The organism is Hymenobacter mucosus, from assembly GCF_900188255.1.
Lineage (GTDB): Bacteria > Bacteroidota > Bacteroidia > Cytophagales > Hymenobacteraceae > Hymenobacter > Hymenobacter mucosus.
On the sequence record NZ_FZNS01000002.1, the window covers coordinates 196,053 to 220,061 of the forward strand.

Sequence of the window (24,009 nt, forward strand, 5' to 3'; positions counted from 1 at the left end):
TGACGGACACCGGCACGTAAAGCCAAGCTTAAAGCCCAATGTTGACACCAATGGTGAAGGTCTTGGGCTGTGGAGCGGTATAGAAGTCAATACCTTGGTTGATGTTGTTTTGGCTCTGGCTAGCTGAGCCTGTTAGGTAGTCAGTACTTACCTCAGGGTCCCATCCTTTATATTTCGTGAAGGTGACTAAGTTTAGTCCTTGCACAAAAACTCGTAGGGATTGGAGATACACCTTTTGAGCAATAGCGGCGGGTAAGTTATAGCCTAATACAATCGTACGCAGGCGTCCGTAGGAACCGTCGCGCACAAAGCGAGACGACAAACCAATGCCATTGCCCCCTAAATACTCTGCACGGGGCACGTTGGTAATATCACCTTGCTTCTGCCAACGCTGCAATTGGTCACGCGTTTGATTATCCGGGCCATTGTTGAAACCAACCGAATAATACTGTGCACCACCGTCAAAAACTTTGTTGCCAAATACTCCTACTAGAGTAGCCGTTAAATCAAACCCTTTAAAGGAGAACGTGTTTGTAAGCCCTCCCGTCCACTTGGGGTTTGGGTCGCCCACAGGTACCAGCGTAGCTTCATTGATATCATTGGTGGTACTGCGGTTGATACTACCGTCCGAATTCGTTGAGTTCAGATAATATAAAGCATCACCGTTTGCAGGGTCCACTCCAGCGTACTCCGGGCCAACAAATACTCCAAGAGGCTGTCCTTCTTGAGCACGGCTCAAGAAGCTCCCTAAAATAGGTGGTCCGTCGAGGTCAGTAACGCGGTTGACGTTGCGCGATGCATTGAAGTTAGTAGTCCACGTGAAAGCGCCTACTAGGTTACGGGTAGTCAGTGTGAACTCGACACCGCGGTTGCGCATACTGCCTACGTTGCGGAACAAGGAAGTAAAGCCACTAGTAGCCGCTACAGGCGCAAATAATGCCAGGTCCGTTGTGCGCTTCTCGTACACATCTACCTCACCCGAGATGCGGTCTTGCAAAAAGCCAAACTCGATACCAGCATCAGCTTGCGTAGTAGACTCCCAAGTCAGGTCTGGGCTAGCTAGTGACTGGGGCCGTTGACCCGGGATACCAACGTAGCCGGAAGTACCAGCAAATAATGCCCGTGAAGCAAAGTTGGGGAAACCTTGGTTGCCCGTGCGACCAATGCTTATGCGAGGTTTCAGCAGGCTTAGAACTTTGTTGTCACTCAAAAACGACTCTTCAGTAGCTAGCCATCCTAACGAAGCGGCCGGGAAGAATCCGTACCGGTTGTTGGTTCCGAAGCGTGAAGAACCATCATAACGAGCACTTAAGCCCAGCAGATATTTGCCAGCTAGGGCATAGTTAGCACGCCCAAAGTAAGATACGAGCGTATTGTTTGTGCGGCTTGAACTGCCGCCTGTGATTAAGCTAGAGTTAGCTAAGGTTTTATAAGCATCCGAAGCAAACTGGGTACCCGTTACGTTATTACTAGTGAGCTGCGCTGACTCGTACGAAGTACCAAGAGTAAACTCTAGGTTATGTAAATCATTAAACGTGTTGCGGTAAGTAGCAAAGTTGTTGACTACTACCCGTGCATTGGTAGCACGCGCACTGAAACCATAACCGTTCGTAGGACCAGTGTTGCGAGACGTAACTCTACCTAAGAACTGATCTTCACTCTGATTTTGCACATCAATTCCTAGTTCGGAGCGGAATGACAGGCTCTTAAGGATATCCAGTTGAGCGTACACATTGCTTAGTGTCCGGTAGATAATAGTCGTATATGACCCATTATCTACGCCCAACAGGGGATTATAATAGAATGGGAAAGTAGAGTTAGGGTTACCCGTAGCTGGGTCTAGCGCCCCACTCAGCAGGTTAGTGCGGGGGTCAATGAGCGGGGTTATAGGAGCCAATGCCACAGTTTGCATAGGGCTGCTAAAGGCGTTGTCGTTAGGCAAGCGTTGGTTACGCGAGCGAGAAAGTGCCGCGTTTATACCAATTTTCAGCTTATCAGTGGCTTGATGGTCAACATTGAATCGAGTGGATATCCGCTCATATTTGTTGCTAACAATGATACCTTTCTGGTTACTATACTGGCCGGAAATAAAGAATCTAGTTTTATCATTTCCTCCGCTAGCGCCCAAATCGTACTGGCTAAACGATGCATCCTGGAATACTTCATCTTGCCAGTCAGTGTCGTAGGTAAGTGGGTCAGCTCCTGCTGCGTATGTACGCAAGCGAGTGGCATTAGCAGTGGCAGAACGACCACTGTTTACCAAAGCTTCCGTCAGCAGCGTGACATATTCTTCCCCATTCAAAAACTCGCGCTTATTAGTGGGCCTGCTAGTGCCCGCCTGAAAGCCTAAGGTAAAACGAGTAGCTCCAGCCTTGCCCCGCTTCGTAGTAACCAGTACTACTCCATTGCTAGCGCGCGACCCATAAATAGCAGAAGCTGCAGCATCTTTCAATACGCTGATGCTCTCGATATCATTGGGGTTAATATCCGCAATCGGGTTCGTTGCGGCTGAGGTTGAAGAAAGATTATCAGCCAGCACCGGGATGCCATCTACCACATAAAGCGGCTGGGTGTCACCGCTAATGGAAGCAACTCCGCGCACCCGCACCCGAATACCTTGACCCAGTTTGCCGCTACTGTTCTCAATAAATACACCAGCAGCTCGGCCCTGAATAGACTGCTCGAAGCTTTGCACTGGCTGGTTGCCAACTTCCTTGGCACCTAGTTGCACTACTGAGCCTGTTAGGTCCTGCTTCGATTGCGTACCGTATCCTACCACTACTGCTTCGCCAAGAGTGGTAGCACTCGTTTTCAGCGTTACAGGGATAGTAGTACGGTCACCTACTACCACATTCTGAGTTTCAAAACCAATAGAGCTGATTACAAGAGTGGCGCCTGGTTGTACAGATAGGGAGAATCTGCCATCAGAATCAGTGCTGGCTCCGTTGGTGGTGCCGCGCTCTAGTACAGTAACACCTGGTAAGCCACTACCGCCACCATCGGTTACCTGGCCACTTATTGCGCGCGTTTGTGCTACGGCCGCCGATGATAAGGCAATGCCGCATGCAGAAAGAATGAGTACATGTTTTTTCATGCCATCAGGTTTAAAACCCATTAAGTTGAACAATGCCTTCCCCCCTCTATTTTACTACCAACAGTTGGTATATCCGCAAATAATCAGCGTTACCCCATGCAAATTAGGGTCAAAAATCACAAAACGTGTAAATATTTTTAATACACCCCTTCTCCAGCATAGCTAGCTGTAATTGTATTGTTTACTTAAAATCATATGTATGAGCATGAAATACGAATTCGCACTGTTCAAATTAGTAATCGAATTTTCCTGTTTTACTCCATAGAATCATCCAAATTAGTTTTGGCCCTGCCCCCTCCCTACCTTTACCCTGCTTGCCACACCCACGGCTTCTGAGCCCCTGTCACGCTCTTTTTCTTACGAATGCCTGATATTCATTACCTGACGACTGCCGAGCAGGTACAGCAAGTTGCCGAGGCCTTGCGTACTGCTGCCCGCATAGCTATTGATTTGGAGTTCGATGATATGCGTCACCGTTATGGCCGCAACCTCGCCCTGATTCAACTGTATGATGGCAACACGGTCTACCTGCTCGATCCTCTTCCCCTCACGAACCCAGCTCACGACTTAGAGCCCCTTTGGATTATTCTGCGCGACCCAAGTGTGGCGAAGGTATTTCACAGCTGTAAGTCAGATATTCTGCTTCTAGATGAGCTCTACGGAGTACACGTACGCAACATTGTTGACACGAGCGTACAATATACGTTGCTAGCGGAGGCTGATAATAACATTTCCCTGGGTCGCCTCATCCAAGCCGAGCTAGGGCTGGAAGTAGACAAAGGAGAGCAAAAATCCAACTGGCTAAAGCGCCCTCTTACGGAAGCGCAGAAGCAGTATGCCGCCAATGATGTCCTGTATCTGTTTGAGTTGGCTGACCGCCTTCAGGCAAAACTAGATGCGCTAGGTCGCACGGCGTGGTCGGAGCAGGAGAACAAAGCCCTGGAAGATGTGCGATACACCCGCGACGACCGGCCCCATTTGCGCCTAGCAGGCAAATACCGCATCATGCCCCAGGAGATGCCTATGTTCCGGGACCTGTTTCTGCTCCGCGACGAGGTAGCCCGCCACATTGACCGCCCGACCTACATGGTTGTCAGCAACGACCGGCTAGCCGAACTTACCCGCCAACCGCTTACTAGTACCGGCGAATTGCGTAACGCTCCTGGTTTGCACCCCGAGCTGAAGCGCAGCCCGTTTGCGGAGCGTCTCCTTAGTCTGGCTCATGATGAGCTGGCGCCCGAGCAGCCCCTGTCGCAAGAGCAGCGCCGCTTTCCCTTCCGCCGTCGCCTCAGCGGTGCCAAAGCAGCCCAAGCCGATGCCCGCGAAGCGCTCCTGATGACTTTAAAAACCCATTTGGCGCAAGACCACAATACGTTTCTGGCTAACCTAGTTCTTAGCAACCGACTGATTGCCGACATCATTGAGCAGGGCGCCAACCAAACGTTGCGTCCTTGGCAGCACCAGCTCTTGCAAGAGGCCGCTTCTCGCCATGATCTGGATTTCAGTCAGATTGCGGCGCCTTTTCAACTCATCGACTAACCTATCTTTTATACAGTACCATCCAGCCCGGCTGCTCCCTGAGCAGCTGGGCTGATTTTTGACGGCTAAGGCTCGATGTTCTATTATAACGCACGAACGCTAGTGTCCACTGATATCGGCACTAAGAAGCAGCACAGTGAACGGATTAGAGCTACTTCGGCTGGTTTTGTTCTATGAGCGAATATTCTCTGAATATCACTGGGATGTAGGTGGGCGTAGATTTGCAGAATGCTGATTTTAATACTTGCTTGCCAGCTAGTTTGTCTTGCGCAGGCAGGTAGGAACCCCACAGGCTGGTAGTTGGCAGCTAGTTTCGGACTCGATTACCCGCTGGGCTCCCCTGCTTTCTACTACCCCACCTATGTTGAGTCACGGCCAAGTTGTACGGTTGATTTTTGGGTTGAAACTGCGGGAACTGCGGCAAGAGCGTGGCTATACGCCCACGGAACTGGCTCGCGCCTGCGACGTATCGGTATCTTATCTCAACGAGATAGAAAAAGGAAAAAAGTATCCGAAGGCCGATAAGATTCTAAGTCTGAGCAAGGTGCTAGACGTTAGCTACGACCAGCTTACTTCCCTCACGCTCAGCCGCCGCTTAGAGCCTATTTCTGAGTTGCTACAATCAGATTTGCTGAAGGAGTTTCCACTGGAGATGTTTGGGCTGGACCCATTGCGCATTGTAGAGCTGATTGCTAACGCTCCAGCGAAGATGAATGCCTTCATCAGCACGCTTTTCGAGATAGGGCGCAACTACGAAATGCGTCAGGAGCACTTTTTCCTGGCGGCCCTGCGCTCTTTTCAGGAAATGCACGACAACTACTTTGAGGAGCAGGAGCAAGATGTGCGCACCTTCACCGTCGAGCACAAGCTGAACGCTACGGCTCCCTTCGACCGGAGCCAGCTAGAGCGGGTCCTAATAGAAAAGTACGGCTATACCATTGACCGAACTGCGCTGGGTGAGTACACGAACCTGGGGCGGTTACGCTCGGTGTTTCAGCCCAAAGCCAACCGCTTGCTTTTGCGGCCCGGCTTAACGGGTGCGCAGGAGGGCTTTGTACTGGGCCGGGAGGTAGCCTTCAACTACCTCAACTTGCGCGAACGGCCCTATGTGAATGCCAACTTCCCAGTGCGTTCCTTCGAGGAAGTGCTCAACAATTTCCGGGCATCTTACTTTGCCGGAGCCCTGCTGATGGAGGAGGAAACCTTGGTGCGGGATTTACAGCGCTTCTTTGCCGCCAAGAAATGGGAGCCTACCCTGCTGCTCGACTTGCTAACGAAGTATGACGTGTCGCCGGAGATGTTTATGCAGCGCATTACCAACTTGCTACCGCGCCATTTTGGGCTACAAAGCTTGTTTTTCCTGCGCTTCGACCAGGCCAACGCGGCGGCGGGCTACAAGCTTACAAAGGAGCTACACCTTTCGCGTTTGCACAACCCGCACGGCAATGAGCTGCACGAGCACTACTGCCGACGCTGGATTTCATTACGCCTGCTTTCGGAACTGCGCCTACAGCCCATCGGAACTTCGCCCAATTTTACGCTGGGTGCCCAACGCTCTCACTACCCTAACAACGACGAGTACCTGTGCATTACAGTAGCCCGGGCCGGTTCGGCGACGGAGCCCGCTGTGAGTGTAACCGTGGGGCTGCTCTGCGACGATAACTTGCGCCAAAAGATCCGCTTCCTCGACGACCCCGCCATTCTGCACCGGGAAGTAAACGAAACGTGCGAGCGGTGCACCATTCCCAACTGTGAAGTACGGGCCGCGGCCCCCGTTGAAATTGAACGGCGCCAGCACCAACAAGCACTGGAAGAGGCTGTGGCAGCCTTAGTGAACGGAGCCTAGCTACTCCTTGGCACATGCAGTAGCTGTGTACAACTAAAAATCTGTACTCTTTCGTTGGTACTGTGCTAGGCGGCCTAGACATATAGCACAGCACTTCCATTGCCATACACCCCACTTCATTTTTCATGCGGCGTTTCCTACCTGCCTTTTTGCTAACTCTTGGTTTGCTACTTCTACTGGGGCTAGGAGCAGCATGGTACGTGTTGTGGAAACCTAATGTGCGCGTTTCTCCCTTTGGGCCCGCTTACCTCTACATCCGCACGGGCACAGGGTACGCTGCTGTGCAGGACTCCTTGCTAAAATATGATCTGCTAGAAGAGCCTAGAACCTTTGCATGGCTGGCCGCCCGGCGCGATTATCCGACGCATGTGCAGCCCGGGCGCTACTTGGTTTCGCCAGGCCTCAGCAACCAAGAATTGCTCGATAAGCTGCTGCGTGGCGAACAGGACACGGTAGTGTTTGAACTCAACGCTTTTAAGTACAAGCCTCAGTTGGCGCGCCAAATCTCGCGGCAACTAGAGGCCGATTCTGGCAGTCTGCGCCACTTGTTGCAGGATAATGCCTTTTTGGAGCGTCGCTATCAATTGGATACCACAACCATCCTCACGCTGTTCCTGCCAGGGCCCTACCGATTGCTCTGGAACACGTCGGCTAAGCAGTTCCTAGACTCGGCGGCGGCTACGCACCAACGCTTCTGGACCGCCCAGCGCCGTCAGCGGGCCGATTCGCTGCAACTCACGCCTACCCAAGTGCACGTTTTGGCTAGTATTGTGCAGCGCGAGACTAGCATGAAAGAAGACAAGCCCATTATTGCGGGTGTGTACCTCAACCGCCTGCGCCGAGGCATGCGCCTGCAAGCTGATCCTACCTTACTCTGGGCCATTGGCAATTTTGGCGTGAAGCGGGTGCTCAACAAAGACAAGCTCGTGGAGTCGCCTTACAATACGTATAAGCACAAAGGGCTGCCACCGGGCCCCATCACCTCCGCAAACCGTCAGAGCTTGGACGCTGTACTGAAGCCAGCGGCGCACCGCTACGTATTTTTCTGTGCCCGCCCCGACCGCAGTGGGTATTCCGACTTCGCCGAAACATTTGCCGAGCATAAGCAGAACGCGCGCCGTTACCAGCACATGCTCGACAGCGTAGGCATCAGGCGGTAAGCTAGTACGGGCTTCGTAGTACGTAGTATTCTGCGGTTATGGCAGGACAAATAACCGCAGTTGGAGGCTATCTTGGCGAGCAATCTGCTGACGTTTGGTCGTTTCAAGATAGCCCAGACCGGTGTATTCGGAATGCTCTAAGAATAGCAATGGGGCTGTTAGCAAGGGTTCGGGCCACGCAGCAACGGGCCGCTGCTGTTGTAGCGAATCGAAACGGGCGATACCAGTTACGCGCCAGTAGCCATCGAGCAGCACGTAGCGAAAGCCTCGACGCCGCAAAGTAGCAAGTTGCTTCTCATCGGTAATAGCGAGTACAGTATCTGTTGCGGGCAAAAATGGGGCTAAACCTAGGCTCACAGTACTGGCAACTCGGCCGCCCCCATGGGCCTGCAACCAGGCCGCTACTTGAGGGTAGCGCGTAGGAGAGTAGTCGAAGATTTCTTGTTGCAATCGGTAAGTATTCCAGGCAATGGCCACGGCTACTACCGAGCCGAATGCCCAGCTGGGCAACCGCCGAAGTCCCAGAAAGGCCAAGGTGTAGAACAAGGGATAGGCCCATAACAGCCCGCGGGGCGCTTTCAGCAGTAGCGACATACCCAGTACCAGGCAGGTAGCCCACACGGCTAAATACCCTTGGATAGGCAGCAGCGTACGCCATTTGGGCAGCCATCTTCGTAGCCCCAGCAATCCAAGCAGCAAGCCTGGCCACAATGCTGGGGATTCGAAATCCTGAAGGTAGCGTGGATAATACAGCCCATCTAGGCGGAAAGTGGTAGCGCGGCCAGCAGCATTAGCCACATCAGGAAAAGCCACCTTATAATACACCGCGGGCCAAAGATACCAGGGCAAGCCAGCCAGCACCCCCACAATTCCTAGCACAATATAAGGTGCCAAGAGCAGCAAGGCTATTCGGCCCAACGTGCCCGGATTCCACAGCAGACCATCGGCGTGCCATAGTTCTAGCACTACTAAAATCGGTATCGTCAGGATGAATTTATAGTTCAGGCACAAGCCCGCTACCAGCCAACCCGTAGTGCGGAGTAATGCCTGCCGGGATGGGTGCTGAAGGCGACGGTAATGCGCCTGGACTAAGCCGGCGAAGCACAGTAAGCTGCCGCTACTCATGGTAAAGTCGCGGCCCGAGAAGGTCAGGAACACGGAAGTGCCCGTGAACACTGTGAGCAAGACCAACTGCCAACCTACTAGTCGAGCTTCCTGCGCCACGAAACGCATAAGCACCCCTAGAGCCGCTACTCCTAATAGGGCGTTCAGGTGCTGAAATACCTGAAAATTGGTGGTAATCCAGGCAACCGGCGCGTATAGGAAGGAGAAGCCAGGGCTGCCATGATGAAACAAATGGCGCAAGTTGCCGTGGGCTATTTCCTGCACAATCTGCCAATTACGTACGGAGTCGTAGTCGGGTAGAGCTACGTATTGTAGTCCGTAGAGGCGCACTGCTGCCACAACCGCCAGTCCTAACAGTAGCCAGACAAGGTTGGGGGTAGAGGTAGGAATGTCGTTCTTCGTGGCTGCCATGTGCGTTTCTCGCGTGCGGCGAAGGTCGGCATTCGCGCGTAAACCACTCTCTCCAATTCTTTTCACTTTCTAACTCTTGCAGTTCATGCGCACCGTAATTCAGCGGGTTCAGCAGGCGAGCGTCACGGTAGAAGGCCGCGTTACGGGCCACATCGGACCGGGTCTACTGGTGCTAGCGGGCTTTGCCCCAGACGATGATGGTCATAGCCTCGATTGGATGGCCCGTAAGCTAGTTCAGCTTCGCATCTTCTCCGACGAGGAAGGCAAAATGAACCGTTCGGTGCAGGATGTGGGCGGGCAGGTACTCGTTGTCAGTCAGTTCACGTTGCTAGCTGATGCCCGCAAGGGCAACCGTCCTAGCTACGTAGGGGCTGCCCCGCCCCCCATTGCTATTCCACTTTACGAGCAGTTTGTACAACTGCTGCAAACGTTGCTCGGTCAGCCAGTGCCTACGGGAGAGTTCGGCGCCGATATGCAAGTAGAACTACTCAACGACGGACCGGTTACCATTGTGCTCGACTCGCCGGGGAAGAGCTAGCACAACTGGTAGCAGTACAGTTGCTAGGCACCCTGCCAAGTGTACTATTCAGCATTGCAACTAGGTCCATCGCCTTTTCCCATTTCTCAACCATGACAATTGAAGAAGCCCAGCAGACCGTAGATCAGTGGATTCAGACTACTGGCGTACGTTATTTCAATGAACTCACGAATATGGCCATGCTCACCGAGGAGGTAGGAGAAGTGGCCCGCATTATTGCCCGACAGTATGGCGAACAGTCTTTTAAGCAGTCAGATAAAGACAAGGTGTTGGCCGATGAGCTAGCGGATGTGTTGTTCGTGGTAATCTGCTTAGCGAATCAAACTGGGATAGACCTAACGCAGGCCCTCCAGCGCAACTTGGCTAAGAAAACCCAGCGCGACGCAGACCGCCACCACAACAATCCCAAGCTGCACTAACACTCGCAGTATGGGCTACTGAGCCACGATAATTTTGCCGTTCCGAAACACGGGCACTAAGTCATATACGTCTTGGCGCACGCAGAATTCCATGTCCTTGTGCGCTTCCAAATGGTTAAGTCGGCGCACGTGCGCCGACTTGAGCAGGTAGCCAGCAACGTTGGATGAGGCGGCCTGCCACAAGTCAAGGGCCGCAAGGGTTGCATCGGAACTGGTCGTGTCGAAACCAGGGGCCAAGCGAGCAGCCAAGGCCCCACCAAAGAGGGTATCCTCCAAGCAAAACATGCCCTTCCACCCGGCGCATACTACCACCACGTCGCGCTGCTGCTGGCGCAAGAACTCAGCTACGGCCCCTAGGTTGAGGAAAGCGCCCACTACTACGTGTTCCGCTGCCGCCGACAGGTGCAGAGCACGAGTACCGTTGGTAGTAGTAATTGCCACGGCCCGCCCCCGCACGGGCACTACCCCATCTAGGTAGCCGAATGGTGAGTTGCCAAGATCCACGCCATCGGCCTGCACGCCGTCGCGCTCTGCAGCAGTAAGGTAGCCCTCGGCGGCCATAGCCCGGCAGGGGTCCAGTTCACTGTGCGGCACTAGGTAAGTAACACCCTGCGCCAGCGCCGTTACCATAGACGACGTAGCTCGCAGAATATCTACTACCACTGCCACGCGGCCCTGGAGGTTATATAGTGGAAGCAGTTCGGGGGAAAAACAAATATCAACGGAAGGCATGCAAACGGGGCTATTTCAGTTCAAGCAAAACGTGGTGCTGCCCTTGCAGAAGCAGCCGGCGGGCGAGTAGCAGTGCTACCCAACGGCGCGAGCAAGTGCTTCCACAAGGGCAGACTGTTTCTTTTAGGAGGATCTATTTACTACTTATGCTTCCTCCGTTCCGGGTACGAAAGGTAACTTCACGATGGTAGCAGGCAAGTTTTTACCCCGCACCTGCACGAAAATTTTGCTACCAGGCGTGCTTAGCGCAGTTTCTACATAGCCCAACCCAATACCCTTGCTTAGGCTCGGCGACTGAGTGCCGCTGGTTACTTCCCCGATAACCTCACCCGCTTCGTTTACCAAGGGGTAGTGACTGCGGGGGATGCCTGCGCCGTCCATGAGGAAGCCCACAAGCTTGCGCTCCACCCCAGTTTCTTTCTGTTGCTTAAGGTTGGCCGCGTTGGTAAACTCCTTTGTGAATTTAGTAATCCACCCCAAACCAGCTTCCAAGGGTGATGTCTCGTCGGTAATGTCGTTGCCATAGAGGCAGTAGCCCATTTCCAGGCGTAGCGTGTCGCGGGCACCTAGGCCAATGGGTTTTAACCCGAACGGCCGGCCGGCTTCCATTACTTTAGCCCATACTTGTTGGGCATATTCGTTGGGCACGTACAACTCAAACCCACCGGCACCAGTGTAGCCCGTGGCCGAGATGATAACATTGGGAGCACCAGCAAAGGTACCTTGCACGAAGGAGTAGTACGGAATGCTGCTTAAGTCAGCATCGGTGAGGCCTTGCAGGGCTTGCACTGCTTTGGGCCCTTGCACGGCAAACAGGCTGATGGTGTCAGACACGTTTTCCAGCTCTGCCCCTTCGGTGTTGTGCTGCTGAATCCAGTTCCAGTCTTTCTCAATGTTAGACGCGTTTACTACCAGCAGGTAGTCTTCCTCGGCCAGCTTGTATACCAGCAGGTCGTCTACGATGCCGCCATCAGTGTTGGGCAGGCAAGAATACTGGGCCTTACCGGGCTGAAGCTTGCTGGCGTCGTTGCTGGTCACGCGCTGAATCAGGTCGAGTGCCTGGGGGCCGCGGGCCCGGAACTCGCCCATGTGCGACACGTCGAAGATGCCTACTGCCCGCCGCACCGTGTGGTGCTCATCGAGGTCGGAGGAATAGCGCACGGGCATATTATAGCCAGCAAATGGCACCATTTTAGCGCCGAGTTGCTGGTGCACATCATTCAGCGGGACGGTTTTGAGGTCTTCAGCCATCAGAAGAAAGGAGGGTGGTAGTAAGAAAGAAGAAGTCCAGCTACTGTTGCGCTTGGCGTGGCCGCGTGTGCAGAAGCTTTTTAGTCTGGTGCCATACTTGGCCGGGCGAAATTAGCCAATTACTAGCGTGCCGCAACCTACTAGCATCCTGTTATCTTTGTTAGTCCCTAGTACGTAAGAAGCCAGTATCTGCTTTTGGCAAAAGGCATTTGCCAACCTGGGATTCACGCGCTGCTGATAACGCTGGGTGTTGCTCTACCCTTGCTCCCCCCCTCATGAATGACGAACTGAAACAGGAGTTTGACTCAGCCTTAGTTAAGCACCTGCATTTTAAATCTAAGCTTCGCTCCTTCCTCTACGGTAGCGGTACTAGCGAAGAGCCCATCCGGGACCCTCGCGCCTGCTCTTTCGGCCGCTGGATTTTGGAGCGCGCCTTGCCCGATTACCGTCATTTGCCCGAAACTCAGCAACTAGACCGCGTGCACTTACAGATTCATCAGGCTGCCAACCGTCTGATGGATCTTCACAAACGGGGCCAAGCCGACGCTGCTATCGACGGCCTGGCTGAAGTTAACCAGCTGGCCGACCAAGTGACCCGCTTGCTGCGGACCATGGAAGCGAAGCTTCGGGCTGACTTGTAGGCTGGTCGCCGCTTACCCAACTAAGTAGCTTTGCTCGCCCTGCATGAAGCTTAAACTTTCTACCAAACTCTTTGCTGGCTTCGTTGCCATTTCCATTCTATTCGCGGCGGTAGTGCTCATCAACTACCAGCTTTCGCGCAAAGTGCTGCGCAACTCTCAGCGGGTAGAACGCTCTCAGCGCATTACTGGGGAGGCTACCACCTTGCTACGCAATATCATTGACATGGAGACCGGTTTTCGGGGTTACCTACTCATTGGAAATGAAATTCTGCTGGAGAACTATTACGAGGGCGAGCGAAACCTACTCGGCCGCTTTGCTCAGTTGCGCAACGAACTGACGGTAGGCTCAGAACAGTACGAGCGCATTTTGCGCGCTCAACGCTTATTTCAGCAGTGGACTGCCTACTCGCACTTGCTCATCAGCGAGAAGCGGGAGGCCCGGCGGCGCGACCCCAACCAAATAGCGCTAGAGGGACTGGAGCACCGTGGCCTTACCACCGACCTTACAGGCAAGCTGCTCATGGATCAGATTCGGGTGGTGTTTAATGCCTTTGAGCGCGACGAAACCACCTCCCGGCTTGGACAACGAGGCAAGCTCCAAGCTAGCATCCGCGAAACCCGCATTTTGTCTATCAGCATTACCCTGGCTACTATTTTCCTGGGCTTGCTGTACGCCTCCTACCTCGTGCGGCAGATTTCTCAGCGCATTGGAGGAATGGTAACCCTCTCGCGCCGAATTGCCGATGGCGACTACACCACCGTGCACGACCCGGAGCAGGACGAGATGACCGAGCTAACCGACTCACTGAATGTGATGTCGAATACTATTAACAGCAACATCACGCAGCTGGAGGGCCGCAACCAAGAGCTCGATCAGTTTGCCTACGTTGTATCGCACGATCTGAAAGCCCCATTACGAGGTATTGAAACAGCGTCGCGTTGGATTGAGGAAGACATGGGCCAGGAGTTGCCTGAACACATCCGCGAGTTTTTGCTGTTGATGCGCACCCGCGTCCATCGTATGGAAAACCTGATTAGCGGCATCTTAGAGCTAGCGCGGGTAGGGCGCACGTCCCAGGCCGATGAGCGCGTGAACGTGCGAGAGTTGCTACAAGAAATCATTGATTCGCTGGCCCCACCCGAGGGATTCCGCATGGAGCTTCCCAGCTACTTACCTACTCTTACCACCAACCGGGTACAGTTGCACCAAGTGTTCAGCAACCTTATCAGCAACGCGCTCAAGTATCACGACCATCCCGCCACTGGCACCATTCTTATTGGGTGCCGTGAAGAACGCACGCACTATACCTTCTCTGTGCGTGACAATGGCCCGGGCATCGCCCCAGAGTATCACGAGCGAATCTTTGTCATTTTCCAAACTCTTACGGAACGTGACACGCTGGAAAGCACCGGCGTGGGCCTCGCCATTGTGAAGAAAATTGTGGAACGCCAGGGCGGTACTATCCACGTAGAGTCGGCCGAAGGCCAGGGCGCCAACTTTCTGTTTACCTGGTCTAAAGAGCGCCAGCGGCGGCAGGAAGCGCGTGGCATTGAGGCAAAAGCGGCGGGTAATGCAGCCACTACCGCCTCAACTCACGTATAGCCCCCAGGCCTCTCGCCGTACTGTTTGTTTTTTCGCTCCTTATGACCACCACCGATTCTCAAGCCACCATTCTGCTAGTTGAAGACGACCAGATGGACGTGATGAACGTGCAACGCGAGTTGCGCAAGCATAATGTGAATGTACCTCTGCATGTGGCTCGCAATGGCCGAGAGGCACTGAACATGCTTCGGGGCGAGAATGGCCAGGCGAAAATACCCATGCCGAACGTCATCATGCTCGACATTAACATGCCCCGCATGAATGGCTTGGAACTGCTCGAGATTCTCCGGGCCGACCCTGAGTTTGTAGACCTGAATGTATTTATTACCACTACTTCCGACCTCGAATCTGACCGTCTGAAGGCGCAGGACTTGGCAGTTAGCGGATACATCATCAAACCCCTAAGCTTTGACAGCTTTGGGGAAGGCGGCACTACCGTTGATGGGTTTAGCTTATTCTTGGACCTGTTGCGCTTAAAGGATTAGCACACAAGGTAGTTCACCTCTATCGTGTAGCCCGGCAGCATCTCATCCACTACAAAAAGGGAGGCGCTACCGGGCTTTTTCCGTTCAATAGGCTACCCTTAGAGCAGCCGAAAGCCCATCCGATGGTGCTCCGTGGGGCCATGGTCACGGATGCCGGCTCGGTGCACAGCAGTAGGGTAGCCCGCATTTTGCTCCCATCCGTAATGCGGGTAAAGCTGGGCTAACTCCCGCATTCGGTCGTCGCGGAAGGTTTTGGCCAAAACGGAAGCGGCAGCAATGTTCCGGTAGATGCCGTCGCCCCCGATAATGCAAGTGTGTGGTAGTGTTGGGTGAGGCCGAAACCGGTTGCCATCGACTGCCAAGTGGGTTGGTATCACATTTAGGGCGGCTACTGCCCGGTGCATAGCTAGGTAACTAGCCTGGGCAATGTTGATGCTCGCAATTTCCTCCGGCGACGCTTCTGCTACGGCCCAAGCAATAGCTTCCCGGCATATCTCCACGCGCAGCAGTTCCCGCCGACGAGCCGTCATCTGTTTAGAATCATTGAGAAAAGGCGGAGCAAAATCGGGAGGCAGCACCACGGCCGCCGCAAACACGGGCCCGGCAAGGCAGCCCCGGCCGGCTTCGTCAAGACCAGCTTCGAGTGGCTGGCTAGTATGAGAGGCAAGTAACATAGGAGCAAAAGTACCACTCCCACGCGTGGCGTTACACAACGAGGATTACCCTTTGCCTTGGTAATTCATTTTGCTATGGCAATCTTCTATTGCACTCATTAGTATTCTACTGCACGCAAAACGGCCTCCCCGGTAGCCGTAGCGCCCGGAGAGGCCGTTTCTGGAAGGTAATCTAAACTACATTTCTAGTGGCGACCAGCTGTAGAGCCGGTTTCGGTAGTACCCGATTCACCACGACGGGTGCCTTGCTTGTCGCGGGGTCCTTCATCAAGGGCCTCGTCTTCATCGTTGGTAGTATATACGTTGGTGGTAGGACCTAGGCCACCCGTTTGCTGTGCTAGTTCGGATTCGGCTTGAGCGTGCTTGAGATTGAACAGCGGGTCACCGGGCTGAGGCTGGGCGTTTTGGTTTTTGGGCTGCTGAGCCATAGAAAACACGGCACCGACCGGAATGTGAACGGCCGATTACTTTATGGTACGCAGGCCATAGCTGAGAGGTTGAGAAGGACGCCTTACAGGATTTTGGGCGGTATTACTTACCATCCCGGGGTAAAAAAGAAAAGCCGCTACCAAAGGTAGCGGCCATTTCGGCGTGTTACTGCCGGCAAAATCATTCATCCACCCTACTCCTTTTGCCGTCAGCAACACAACGCGGAAAAGCCTTCCTTTCCATAAACTCTTCTCGCGTTGATTACTTATTAAGACAAATGTACAGCAGCCCTCCCCCACCCCGCTGGGATATTGGACCAATTGCAGCCCTGACCCGACCAATGAAAGCTTCTAACCGGTAAGTGATTAATTGGGGCCACTAAACCCCAAAATGCCTTATACCTTTGCGGCTCTTTCAAGACAACTCATTCCGGCTTATGTCCTCTACCTCAGCCCCTGAATACGATCCGCATCACAACCCCTGGCAGACGCTAGGTACGGCTGTCAAATACGAGAACCCTTGGATCCGCGTGCGGGAAGACCAGATTATCAATCCGGCTGGCAATCCCGGTGTGTACGGGGTAGTATCCATGAAAAACAAAGCTTTAGGCATCATTCCGGTAGATGAGGAAGGGAATACCTGGTTGGTAGGCCAGTACCGCTACGCGCTGAAGGAGTACTGCTGGGAAATTCCTATGGGCGGCGGGCCAGTAGAGCTCGATATTCTGGAGTCGGCGCAGCGGGAACTGAAGGAGGAAACAGGCTTATTAGCCAAGCGGTGGACGAACATCGCCCGAGTGCATACGTCCAACTCCGTAACTGACGAGGAAGGTTTTGTCTTTCTCGCGCAAGATCTGGAACAAGGTGACACGGAGCCAGAGGAAACAGAAGACCTCCGCATCTGGAAATTACCGCTTTCACAAGCCGTTGAAATGGTAATGGATAACCGCATTACGGACGCCGTTAGCGTGGCAGGCCTGCTGAAAGCAGCACGGCTGCTACATAAGTAAGTGTCAGCACGCTACTGGACTAGTCTGGTACCGAAGCAGCCCGCCACGCCGAGAATGTCCGCATTTTCCGCATAGGGGCTTAAATTTGCGGATATGCGTCGTATGCTGCAGTACATTGGACACCGGCTGTACACCACTTGGGCTACCTTTTGGTTTGTGATGCCGTTTCTGGTTACCTACCCGCTGCAGTTGGCTCTTAGTAAGCGGCCGCAGTGGCATCGGTATCTGCACGCTCTCAACCGCGTGTGGAGCCTGCTATTCATTCGAATGTGGGGTATGCCGGTGGAAATAGTCCGTAAGAAGCCTATGCCAGCAGGGCAACCTTGCGTGTACGTAGCCAATCACAGCTCATATATTGATATTCCGCTGCTGTTCAAAACCATTCCTGGCTGGCTCAACATCATGGGCAAGCAGTCTTTGGCAAAAGTGCCCTTGTGGGGGCCCATCTTTGGGCGGGTGTACATTACAGTTGACCGAGATAGTGCCGTGAGCCGAGGCCGGGCTATGGTGCAGGCTCGTCGTACCCTGGAAGCTGGCCGTTCCGTTGTTATCTTTCCGGAAGGCTCCATCTCTAAAACGCCCGGCGTGCAAATGGGCGAGTTTAAGGATGGAGCCTTTCAACTGGCTATTGCTACCGGTGTACCCATTGTACCCGTTACTATGCCATTGAACCACCGCTTCATGCCTGACGTTGCCGGACTGCGGGTGCGGTACTCGCGCCTGGCCATTACGCTGCACGAGCCAATCCCAACGGCTGGCCTCACTGCCGCCGATGCCCCAGCGCTAAAGCAACGAACTCACGACATCATTGCCAGTGCCTTCCGGCCTGAGGCAGCCGGCATTCCGGCCCCCAGCTCTTGGCGCCGCCCTACCGCTAGCCCTACTCCGGCCTCGCCGGCCCCAGACCCAGCGGAGAAGGCAAAAGCACCTAATTCTTAACTCTAATTTTTACCTCCTCCCTACTTTGAGCACCGACCTCGCCACTCTCCGCCAACTGGCCCACTTGTCCCGCTTAGAATTTGACGCCACCAAAGAGCAGGAAATGCTGGGCGACCTCAACAAGATTCTGGACTGGGTTGACCAGCTCCGTCAGCTCGACACAGCTACTATTGAGCCCTTGGTGCACCTGTCCCACGAAATCAACGTGCTACGGCCCGATGAGGCGCACAACACGGTAAGCCACCAAGAAGGCTTAAGCAACGCACCGCGTAAAGACTCTGATTACTTCCGCGTACCCAAAGTACTCGAATAAGGCTAGTGTCGGCTCCCTTTTCTCTTCCGCCTGCGTCCCAACAGAAATCTGTGTGGCGCGGGCCTTTTCTGCTACTGGCCCTGCTTACGGCATTAGCCGTAGGGCTAGCAGGCTGGCACTACTTCACGGGTGATGATGAAGTACTACCCATCCGCCCCGTAGCCCAGCTAACGCCCGTCCCTATTACAGTAGGCACCGTAGCAGTGGGGTTGGAAAAACTCCCTGTGCAGGCAAATGGCTATGTTATCACGCAAACCTACGATGTAGCCGGTCCTTACGTGCAGCCTACGGCAGCCCTTATACTGGTGGGCCTGCTAGGTGTGGCCTTAGCCTATTGGCTTGCGGTAGTAAGTACGCTGGAAAGGCCAGCTTTTGTAGCAGGCATTGGGTTGGTGATTTTCTTGCTGATGTCCCTCAACGCTGACTTGTTGGGCATTTTTGCGGAGCGGGAGCAGTACTTCCTTATAATGAGCCTGCTGTTACTGATTGGGCCGGCCTTTGCTTTCCATGCCTTCTGGCCTCAGATAGGCTTCGGACAGAGGCTTTTGACTTTCGCGGTTCTGGTGGCAGCTCTTGGTACGCTGCTCTTCGCACGCAGCCATTATCCAGCCGACGTAACTGCCCTACACCTCACAGCCTTTTTTACCATGAGCGGGGCGGTAGCAGTACTGCTGCTGATTTTGTGGGTAGCATACGAAAACATACACGGGTTGCTGTGGCTGAACACCCAGGCTGATGCTCCTAGTGGCCGCTTTGGGCTGCTACCCTTTCTCCTAACTAGCCTTCTGTACCTAGGCACTTGCTTCTTGTACTATTGGAACAATGGCGAACTGCTAATCCTGCCTGGCTGGCACCTCGACCCTCTCGTGCTTCTAGTACCCGCAGTAGCTATTGGCTGGCTGGGCTTGCGACGGCGAGCTACTACGTATGCGGAGTGGGTACCCTACTGGCCTGGTATGTCCTATCTGTACATTACTCTGGTTTTGCTAACAGCTACGGTACTAGGCTACGCCTTCGCCACGGCCAATGACCCGTTGCTGACGGCAGCGCGCGATGTAATTGCACTAGCTTTTCTGACGATTGGGTCCTCTTTCTTATTGTATGTACTCGTGAATTTTGGGCCACTGCTACGGCAAAAGCTACCCGTTTACCGAGTTATCTACGAACCGCGCCGCTTTCCCTTCTTTGCCATGTACTTGCTTGGGTTAGCAGCCCTAGGCGCGGTAGAATTGCGCAACAACTTTTTTATAGTAGACCAAGCCCGAGCTGCGTACTTCAACAACCTGGGTGACCTCACTCGGCTGCAAAGCGAGCTAGCCCCTGAGCAGGAAGGTCTAGCGTTGCTGGCAGAGCGCTACTACGCCGAAAGTGATGCCATAGACTTTCATAACCACAAAGCTAGCTTGGGCCGGGCGGCCTTATACCGTTTTCGGCTTCAGCGGCAGAATGAAATCAATATTCTGCGGCGCGCTTTAGGTCGGCGCCCTTCCGAGAAAATCTCCTTGCGCTTGGCTGCGCTTTACAACCAGCCTGCTGATTTCTTTGACCGCTTAGCTGCCTTACGCGAAGGGCTGAAGGCCACTCCACAAAGCGCTGCTCTCAATAGTGATTTGGCTCAACTGTACTCACGTACGTCACTCACCGATTCTGTGGCCTTCTACCAGAAGCGGGCAGAAGCCTACGCCACAACTGCGGTAACAAGGCACGTGTTGCAAGCAAACCAGCTTGCCGCCCAAATTACTGTCGCCCCGCAGGATCAAGACCGCTCGCTAGTTGATAAGCTACTTGACGAAGAGGATGACGCTGTTCAAAGCAATGTGCTTTTACGGTGGCACCAACTACCACACAACTCGTCGAATGGTGGCCCCAAGTGGCCACAGCCTGACACAACGCAAGCTCTTACAGAAACGCAATTCGCACGTTTCTATCACGCCGCCCTCCTACGTCCCCAGTTAACCAAGGCTACGGTAGATACTAGCTTTGCACCTGTGCTTACAGCCTTGGGCCAGCACCCTGGCAATGCTCCTTACCTCGATCAGCTGACTTTCTTGCGCGCTTACACCCAGCACTACGGTGGGCGTCCGGTAGCAGCGCAGGCCACACTTACGCCTCTCGCCACGGGTTCTAGCATTGGAACTGCCTACTACCAGCACTTGCAGGGCCTGTGGCTGTTAGAACAGCACTTACCAGCTCTGGCAGCCGGGCGCTTAGAGCAGGCCCGGCAGAATGGCAACACGGCCGCTGCATTGCCCGCGGCCTACGCGCTAGCCCTCACCAACCAGCCCGACTCGGCACGGCATATTGCCCGTCAGCTTATGGCCAGCGCTGGCTCTTCTGCATCATCGGGTGCAGCAACCCTTCTTGCCATACTCGACCCCGACTTCCGAAACCAGTATACGCAGGCTCCTGATTCGTTGCGGGTCCAATACCTTGTAGTACGGGGTGATGAATTACCGGCCGCTGATATTCTTACGGCCGCTCAAATCAGCACTACCCCCACAGGACGAAATGCTGCCCTATTAGCCCAGTTGCCACGTGCCATTCGGGCGGACCAGCTATCAGCAGTAGCTCAGGTACTCCAGAAGTACGCTCCGGCTGTAACTACTCCGCAAGCTTCACCTTGGAATGTACTTCGTGGGGAGTTGTATGCGAGTCAGCGTAACTGGACTGCGTTACGTGACCTGACGCGTACAGGCACATTCACCGGCCTTGACAGAGGGTGGTTGGTGTACTTCCAAGCTGCAGTTGCGGAAGCCGAAAAAAAACCAGAAGCAGCGGCTCGCCTGTATGCGCAAGTAGTGCGAGAAGCTCCTTACGTGGATGCTGGGGTAGCTGCTGCTGCAAATTTTCATACCACCCGGCGTGATTTCAATGCGGCCTACAACACGTTGCTCCGAGGCATCGAATATGACCCAGAATCAACGATTTTGCTGAAAGAATACATCTTGGCAGCCATTGCCATAGGACTGAACGAATATACAATTGTACCCTTGGAGCACCTTGGTGCTTTGCTTTCACCTGAAGAATACGCTACCTTTCGTTCGGAGGTGGCTAAACGGCGCGATGCGCGGGCTGCTTCCGGAGCCCCCTGGAACTAATCCCTTGGACTGGTTATGCCGAATCCTGTCATCGAAACTTCTGATATTTCCAAGGTCTACCGCATGGGAACGGAGGAAATTCACGCCCTCCAATCTGTAACGATTACTATTCAAAGAGGCGAGTACGTCGCCTTTATGGGACCCTCTGGTTCTGGCAAATCCACTCTTATGAATATTGTGGGTTGCTTGGATACTCCAAGTAGTGGCAGCTACATTCTCAACGGCAAGAATGTCAGTAACATGACCGACAATCAACTAGCCGACGTGCGAAACCGAGAAATTGGCTTTGTATTTCAGTCGTTCAATTTGCTACCCCGAGCCACTGCGCTAGATAACGTAGCACTACCGTTAATCTATGCTGGCTACGGCAAATCAGAACGCCAGGAGAAGGCACGCGAGGCATTACGAAGTGTAGGATTGGCAGAACGGGCCCTGCACAAGCCAAATGAGCTTAGTGGCGGCCAAAGACAACGCGTAGCTATTGCTCGGGCTTTAGTAAACGACCCCAGCATCATTCTGGCCGACGAGCCTACCGGTGCTCTGGATTCAAAGACCAGCCACGAAATCATGGATTTGTTCGAGGCACTATACGTGAAGGGCAATACCATCATCATGGTAACGCACGAGGAAGACATAGCCCGCTACGCTCACCGGGTAGTGCGCCTCCGAGACGGCCTTATTGAGTCTGACTTGATTAACCAGGACGTCGCTTCGCATCAGGATTTAATTGGGAAGTAGTTTGGTGCTACTACCTTAGGTAATTGCTTTAGTGGCCGGCCGCAACATTTGCGCCGGCCACTTGTCTTTGGTACTCTTCCTTCTTACATCCGTAGCCCTTGAAAATTTACACCAAAACTGGCGACAAAGGTCTTACCTCCCTTATTGGAGGTACGCGTGTACCCAAATCTAGCTTGCGTATTGATTGCTATGGTACCGTAGACGAGCTTAACTCCTACCTAGGCTTGGTGAGCGACCAAGAAGTAAACCTGGCGCGTCGGCCCCTGCTGAAAGAAATTCAGGACCGCTTATTTACTATCGGAGCTTCTCTAGCTTCCGATCCGGATAAGTCGAAAATGAAAATTCCGGACTTACACGCGGCGGACATTACCTTATTGGAGGAAGAAATGGACCGTATGAACGAAGTTCTCCCTGAGTTGCGTGTATTCATCTTGCCTGGGGGCCATCCAGCCGTTTCGTATACTCACGTAGCTCGATGCGTTTGTCGCCGAGCCGAGCGCCTCGTTATTGGGTTACAGGAAGAGTCGTTTGTGGCCGAGTTAGTTGTGATGTATCTCAACCGCCTCTCCGATTTCCTTTTCGTGCTCAGCCGCCAAATGGCGCACGATTTAGGAGTCGAAGAAATAGCATGGAAGCCTCGAATGGAATAGCAGTTACCTTCCTAACAACTGTTCGTTAGAAATTCTGCATCTTTATCCCACCGAACTCGTCCATTCCCACCCAATTCTCAGCACAACGAATTAGGAAATTGTCTGGTTTTTATGACCTGTGCTCGATGTGCTATATCGTTTCCCACCCTCCTTTCACTTCCCCATGATTGACACGCTTGCCATCAGCACCCAGCCTACTGTTGCTACACGCCTGCCTGAAGTAGATTTTGCTACCCTCGAATTTGGTAAAACTTTCGCCGACCATATGTTGGTGGTGGACTACCAAAACGGTGAATGGCAGGAACCGCATATTGTGCCATACGGCGACATCTCCGTTAGCCCTGCCAATTCAGCTCTGCATTATGGCCAAGCCATTTTCGAGGGCATGAAAGCCTATAAAAACCAGCAGGGCGAAATTTTCATGTTTCGCCCCTACGACAACTTTCATCGACTGAATAGCTCCGCAGACCGCATGTGCATGCCTCGCGTTCCGGAGGAAGTCTTTATGCAGGGTTTGGTGCAGTTGCTCCGTCTAGATGCAGAGTGGATTCCCAGCTTTGATGGCAGCGCGCTGTACATCCGCCCTTTCATGTTTGCTACCGATGGTATGTTGGGTGTACGTCCTTCGGAGTCGTACCGCTTTATGGTTATTACTTGCCCCGTAGGCTTGTACTACAGCAAACCATTACGCGTGCGCTTCGAGGAAAAATACGTACGCTCGGCCGAAGGTGGTGCTGGATACGCTAAAAATGCTGGCAATTACGGCGCCGCCATGTATCCGACCAAAATGGCTCAGCAGGAAGGGTACAACCAGCTAATCTGGACTGATGCCTCTGAGCACAAGTACGTAGAGGAATCGGGTACTATGAATGCCATTTTCGTAATTGATGGGCGCGTAATCACTCCCGCACTCAGCACTTCCATACTAGATGGCATTACACGCCGCAGCGTCCTACAGCTTGCCCGCGACTGGGGTATGACCGTAGAAGAGCGTAAAGTATCAGCTTTAGAAGTACTAGAAGCCCAAGCTAACGGTACCTTGCAGGAAGCCTTCGGTGTAGGAACTGCCGCCACCATTGCGCCTATTGCAAGCATTGGCCATCAAGGTGAGGACTACGCATTGCCTACTCCTCCCGCCGATTCTTTCTCGCACCGAGTTTCTGCAGCCTTAGCGGCAATCCGCAGCGGTGCGGCACCTGATACACACGGCTGGATGGTACGCGTGTAATAGAAGCAATTTAGGCACACCGCCAAAAACGAAGCCGGCTCTTATGAGACCGGCTTCGTTTTTTATGAGGACCTTTGCCTCATCACG

General features: G+C 53.6%; 21 protein-coding genes. 15 read left to right on the plus strand and 6 right to left on the minus strand.

Annotation, left to right across the window (positions count from 1 at the left end):
- Nucleotides 1–28: 28 nt before the first annotated feature.
- A complete protein-coding gene (locus CHB83_RS04785; protein WP_045687882.1) occupies nucleotides 29–3,094 on the minus strand; it encodes a SusC/RagA family TonB-linked outer membrane protein in 3,066 nt (1,021 codons plus the stop codon).
- Nucleotides 3,095–3,457: 363 nt separating this feature from the next.
- Here CHB83_RS04785 and CHB83_RS04790 point away from each other — a divergent pair, with 363 nt between their 5' ends.
- From CHB83_RS04790 to mltG, 3 genes are all read left to right on the plus strand, one after another.
- Nucleotides 3,458–4,633, plus strand: a complete 1,176-nt coding sequence (locus CHB83_RS04790) for a ribonuclease D (protein ID WP_089331854.1) — start codon at nucleotides 3,458–3,460, stop codon at nucleotides 4,631–4,633.
- A gap of 361 nt (nucleotides 4,634–4,994) precedes the next feature.
- Nucleotides 4,995–6,479 carry a helix-turn-helix domain-containing protein gene (locus CHB83_RS04795; RefSeq protein WP_089331855.1) on the plus strand — a complete coding sequence of 495 codons (1,485 nt, stop codon included), beginning with the start codon at nucleotides 4,995–4,997 and terminating at the stop codon, nucleotides 6,477–6,479.
- Between the two features lie 125 nt (nucleotides 6,480–6,604).
- Complete coding sequence (mltG, locus tag CHB83_RS04800; RefSeq protein WP_089331856.1) at nucleotides 6,605–7,639, plus strand: endolytic transglycosylase MltG; 1,035 nt, start codon at nucleotides 6,605–6,607, stop codon at nucleotides 7,637–7,639.
- 36 nt (nucleotides 7,640–7,675) lie between these two features.
- Here mltG and CHB83_RS04805 read toward each other — a convergent pair whose 3' ends face one another.
- Entirely contained in the window at nucleotides 7,676–9,175 is a 1,500-nt protein-coding gene (locus tag CHB83_RS04805; protein ID WP_089331857.1) for a hypothetical protein, read from the minus strand.
- Nucleotides 9,176–9,260: 85 nt separating this feature from the next.
- Between CHB83_RS04805 and dtd the strand changes: the two genes are divergently transcribed.
- Both dtd and CHB83_RS04815 read left to right on the plus strand, forming a co-directional pair.
- Nucleotides 9,261–9,713 (plus strand): D-aminoacyl-tRNA deacylase, encoded by a 453-nt coding sequence (dtd, locus tag CHB83_RS04810; RefSeq protein ID WP_089331858.1) that lies wholly within the window; start codon nucleotides 9,261–9,263, stop codon nucleotides 9,711–9,713.
- 92 nt (nucleotides 9,714–9,805) lie between these two features.
- Nucleotides 9,806–10,132: a nucleotide pyrophosphohydrolase gene (locus CHB83_RS04815; protein WP_089331859.1), complete on the plus strand. Its 327-nt coding sequence runs from the start codon at nucleotides 9,806–9,808 to the stop codon at nucleotides 10,130–10,132.
- Nucleotides 10,133–10,147: 15 nt separating this feature from the next.
- Here CHB83_RS04815 and CHB83_RS04820 read toward each other — a convergent pair whose 3' ends face one another.
- Nucleotides 10,148–10,864: a 2-phosphosulfolactate phosphatase gene (locus CHB83_RS04820; protein WP_055562225.1), complete on the minus strand. Its 717-nt coding sequence runs from the start codon at nucleotides 10,862–10,864 to the stop codon at nucleotides 10,148–10,150.
- A 144-nt stretch (nucleotides 10,865–11,008) separates the two neighbouring features.
- Nucleotides 11,009–12,115 (minus strand): glycine cleavage system aminomethyltransferase GcvT, encoded by a 1,107-nt coding sequence (gcvT, locus tag CHB83_RS04825; RefSeq protein WP_045687834.1) that lies wholly within the window; start codon nucleotides 12,113–12,115, stop codon nucleotides 11,009–11,011.
- A gap of 275 nt (nucleotides 12,116–12,390) precedes the next feature.
- Between gcvT and CHB83_RS04830 the strand changes: the two genes are divergently transcribed.
- The 3 genes from CHB83_RS04830 to CHB83_RS04840 are packed head-to-tail and all read left to right on the plus strand — an operon-like array spanning nucleotide 12,391 to nucleotide 14,844.
- A complete protein-coding gene (locus CHB83_RS04830; RefSeq protein ID WP_045687835.1) occupies nucleotides 12,391–12,756 on the plus strand; it encodes a CZB domain-containing protein in 366 nt (121 codons plus the stop codon).
- A 43-nt stretch (nucleotides 12,757–12,799) separates the two neighbouring features.
- On the plus strand, nucleotides 12,800–14,359 hold the full coding sequence (locus CHB83_RS04835; RefSeq protein ID WP_089331860.1) for a sensor histidine kinase: 1,560 nt from the start codon (nucleotides 12,800–12,802) through the stop codon (nucleotides 14,357–14,359).
- Nucleotides 14,360–14,400: 41 nt separating this feature from the next.
- Nucleotides 14,401–14,844 carry a response regulator gene (locus CHB83_RS04840; protein ID WP_045687836.1) on the plus strand — a complete coding sequence of 148 codons (444 nt, stop codon included), beginning with the start codon at nucleotides 14,401–14,403 and terminating at the stop codon, nucleotides 14,842–14,844.
- Nucleotides 14,845–14,942: 98 nt separating this feature from the next.
- Here CHB83_RS04840 and CHB83_RS04845 read toward each other — a convergent pair whose 3' ends face one another.
- Nucleotides 14,943–15,518 (minus strand): ribonuclease HII, encoded by a 576-nt coding sequence (locus CHB83_RS04845; RefSeq protein ID WP_089331861.1) that lies wholly within the window; start codon nucleotides 15,516–15,518, stop codon nucleotides 14,943–14,945.
- A 185-nt stretch (nucleotides 15,519–15,703) separates the two neighbouring features.
- Nucleotides 15,704–15,946, minus strand: coding sequence for a hypothetical protein (locus tag CHB83_RS04850; RefSeq protein WP_089331862.1), 243 nt, complete (start codon nucleotides 15,944–15,946; stop codon nucleotides 15,704–15,706).
- A gap of 437 nt (nucleotides 15,947–16,383) precedes the next feature.
- Here CHB83_RS04850 and CHB83_RS04855 point away from each other — a divergent pair, with 437 nt between their 5' ends.
- The 7 genes from CHB83_RS04855 (at nucleotide 16,384) to CHB83_RS04885 (ending at nucleotide 23,922) form a co-directional block, all read left to right on the plus strand.
- Nucleotides 16,384–16,956 (plus strand): NUDIX domain-containing protein, encoded by a 573-nt coding sequence (locus CHB83_RS04855; RefSeq protein ID WP_089331863.1) that lies wholly within the window; start codon nucleotides 16,384–16,386, stop codon nucleotides 16,954–16,956.
- Nucleotides 16,957–17,049: 93 nt separating this feature from the next.
- Nucleotides 17,050–17,895, plus strand: coding sequence for a lysophospholipid acyltransferase family protein (locus tag CHB83_RS04860; protein ID WP_089331864.1), 846 nt, complete (start codon nucleotides 17,050–17,052; stop codon nucleotides 17,893–17,895).
- Nucleotides 17,896–17,920: 25 nt separating this feature from the next.
- Nucleotides 17,921–18,208, plus strand: a complete 288-nt coding sequence (gene gatC, locus CHB83_RS04865) for an Asp-tRNA(Asn)/Glu-tRNA(Gln) amidotransferase subunit GatC (protein WP_045687842.1) — start codon at nucleotides 17,921–17,923, stop codon at nucleotides 18,206–18,208.
- A gap of 50 nt (nucleotides 18,209–18,258) precedes the next feature.
- The gene (locus tag CHB83_RS04870; RefSeq protein ID WP_089331865.1) at nucleotides 18,259–21,306 is read left to right on the plus strand and encodes a DUF3488 domain-containing protein; all 3,048 of its coding nucleotides are present in this window, start codon (nucleotides 18,259–18,261) and stop codon (nucleotides 21,304–21,306) included.
- A 15-nt stretch (nucleotides 21,307–21,321) separates the two neighbouring features.
- Nucleotides 21,322–22,044 carry an ABC transporter ATP-binding protein gene (locus tag CHB83_RS04875; RefSeq protein ID WP_055562221.1) on the plus strand — a complete coding sequence of 241 codons (723 nt, stop codon included), beginning with the start codon at nucleotides 21,322–21,324 and terminating at the stop codon, nucleotides 22,042–22,044.
- A 98-nt stretch (nucleotides 22,045–22,142) separates the two neighbouring features.
- Nucleotides 22,143–22,694, plus strand: a complete 552-nt coding sequence (locus CHB83_RS04880; protein WP_045687847.1) for a cob(I)yrinic acid a,c-diamide adenosyltransferase — start codon at nucleotides 22,143–22,145, stop codon at nucleotides 22,692–22,694.
- A 163-nt stretch (nucleotides 22,695–22,857) separates the two neighbouring features.
- Nucleotides 22,858–23,922: a branched-chain amino acid aminotransferase gene (locus CHB83_RS04885; protein ID WP_089331866.1), complete on the plus strand. Its 1,065-nt coding sequence runs from the start codon at nucleotides 22,858–22,860 to the stop codon at nucleotides 23,920–23,922.
- Nucleotides 23,923–24,009 lie beyond the last annotated feature (87 nt).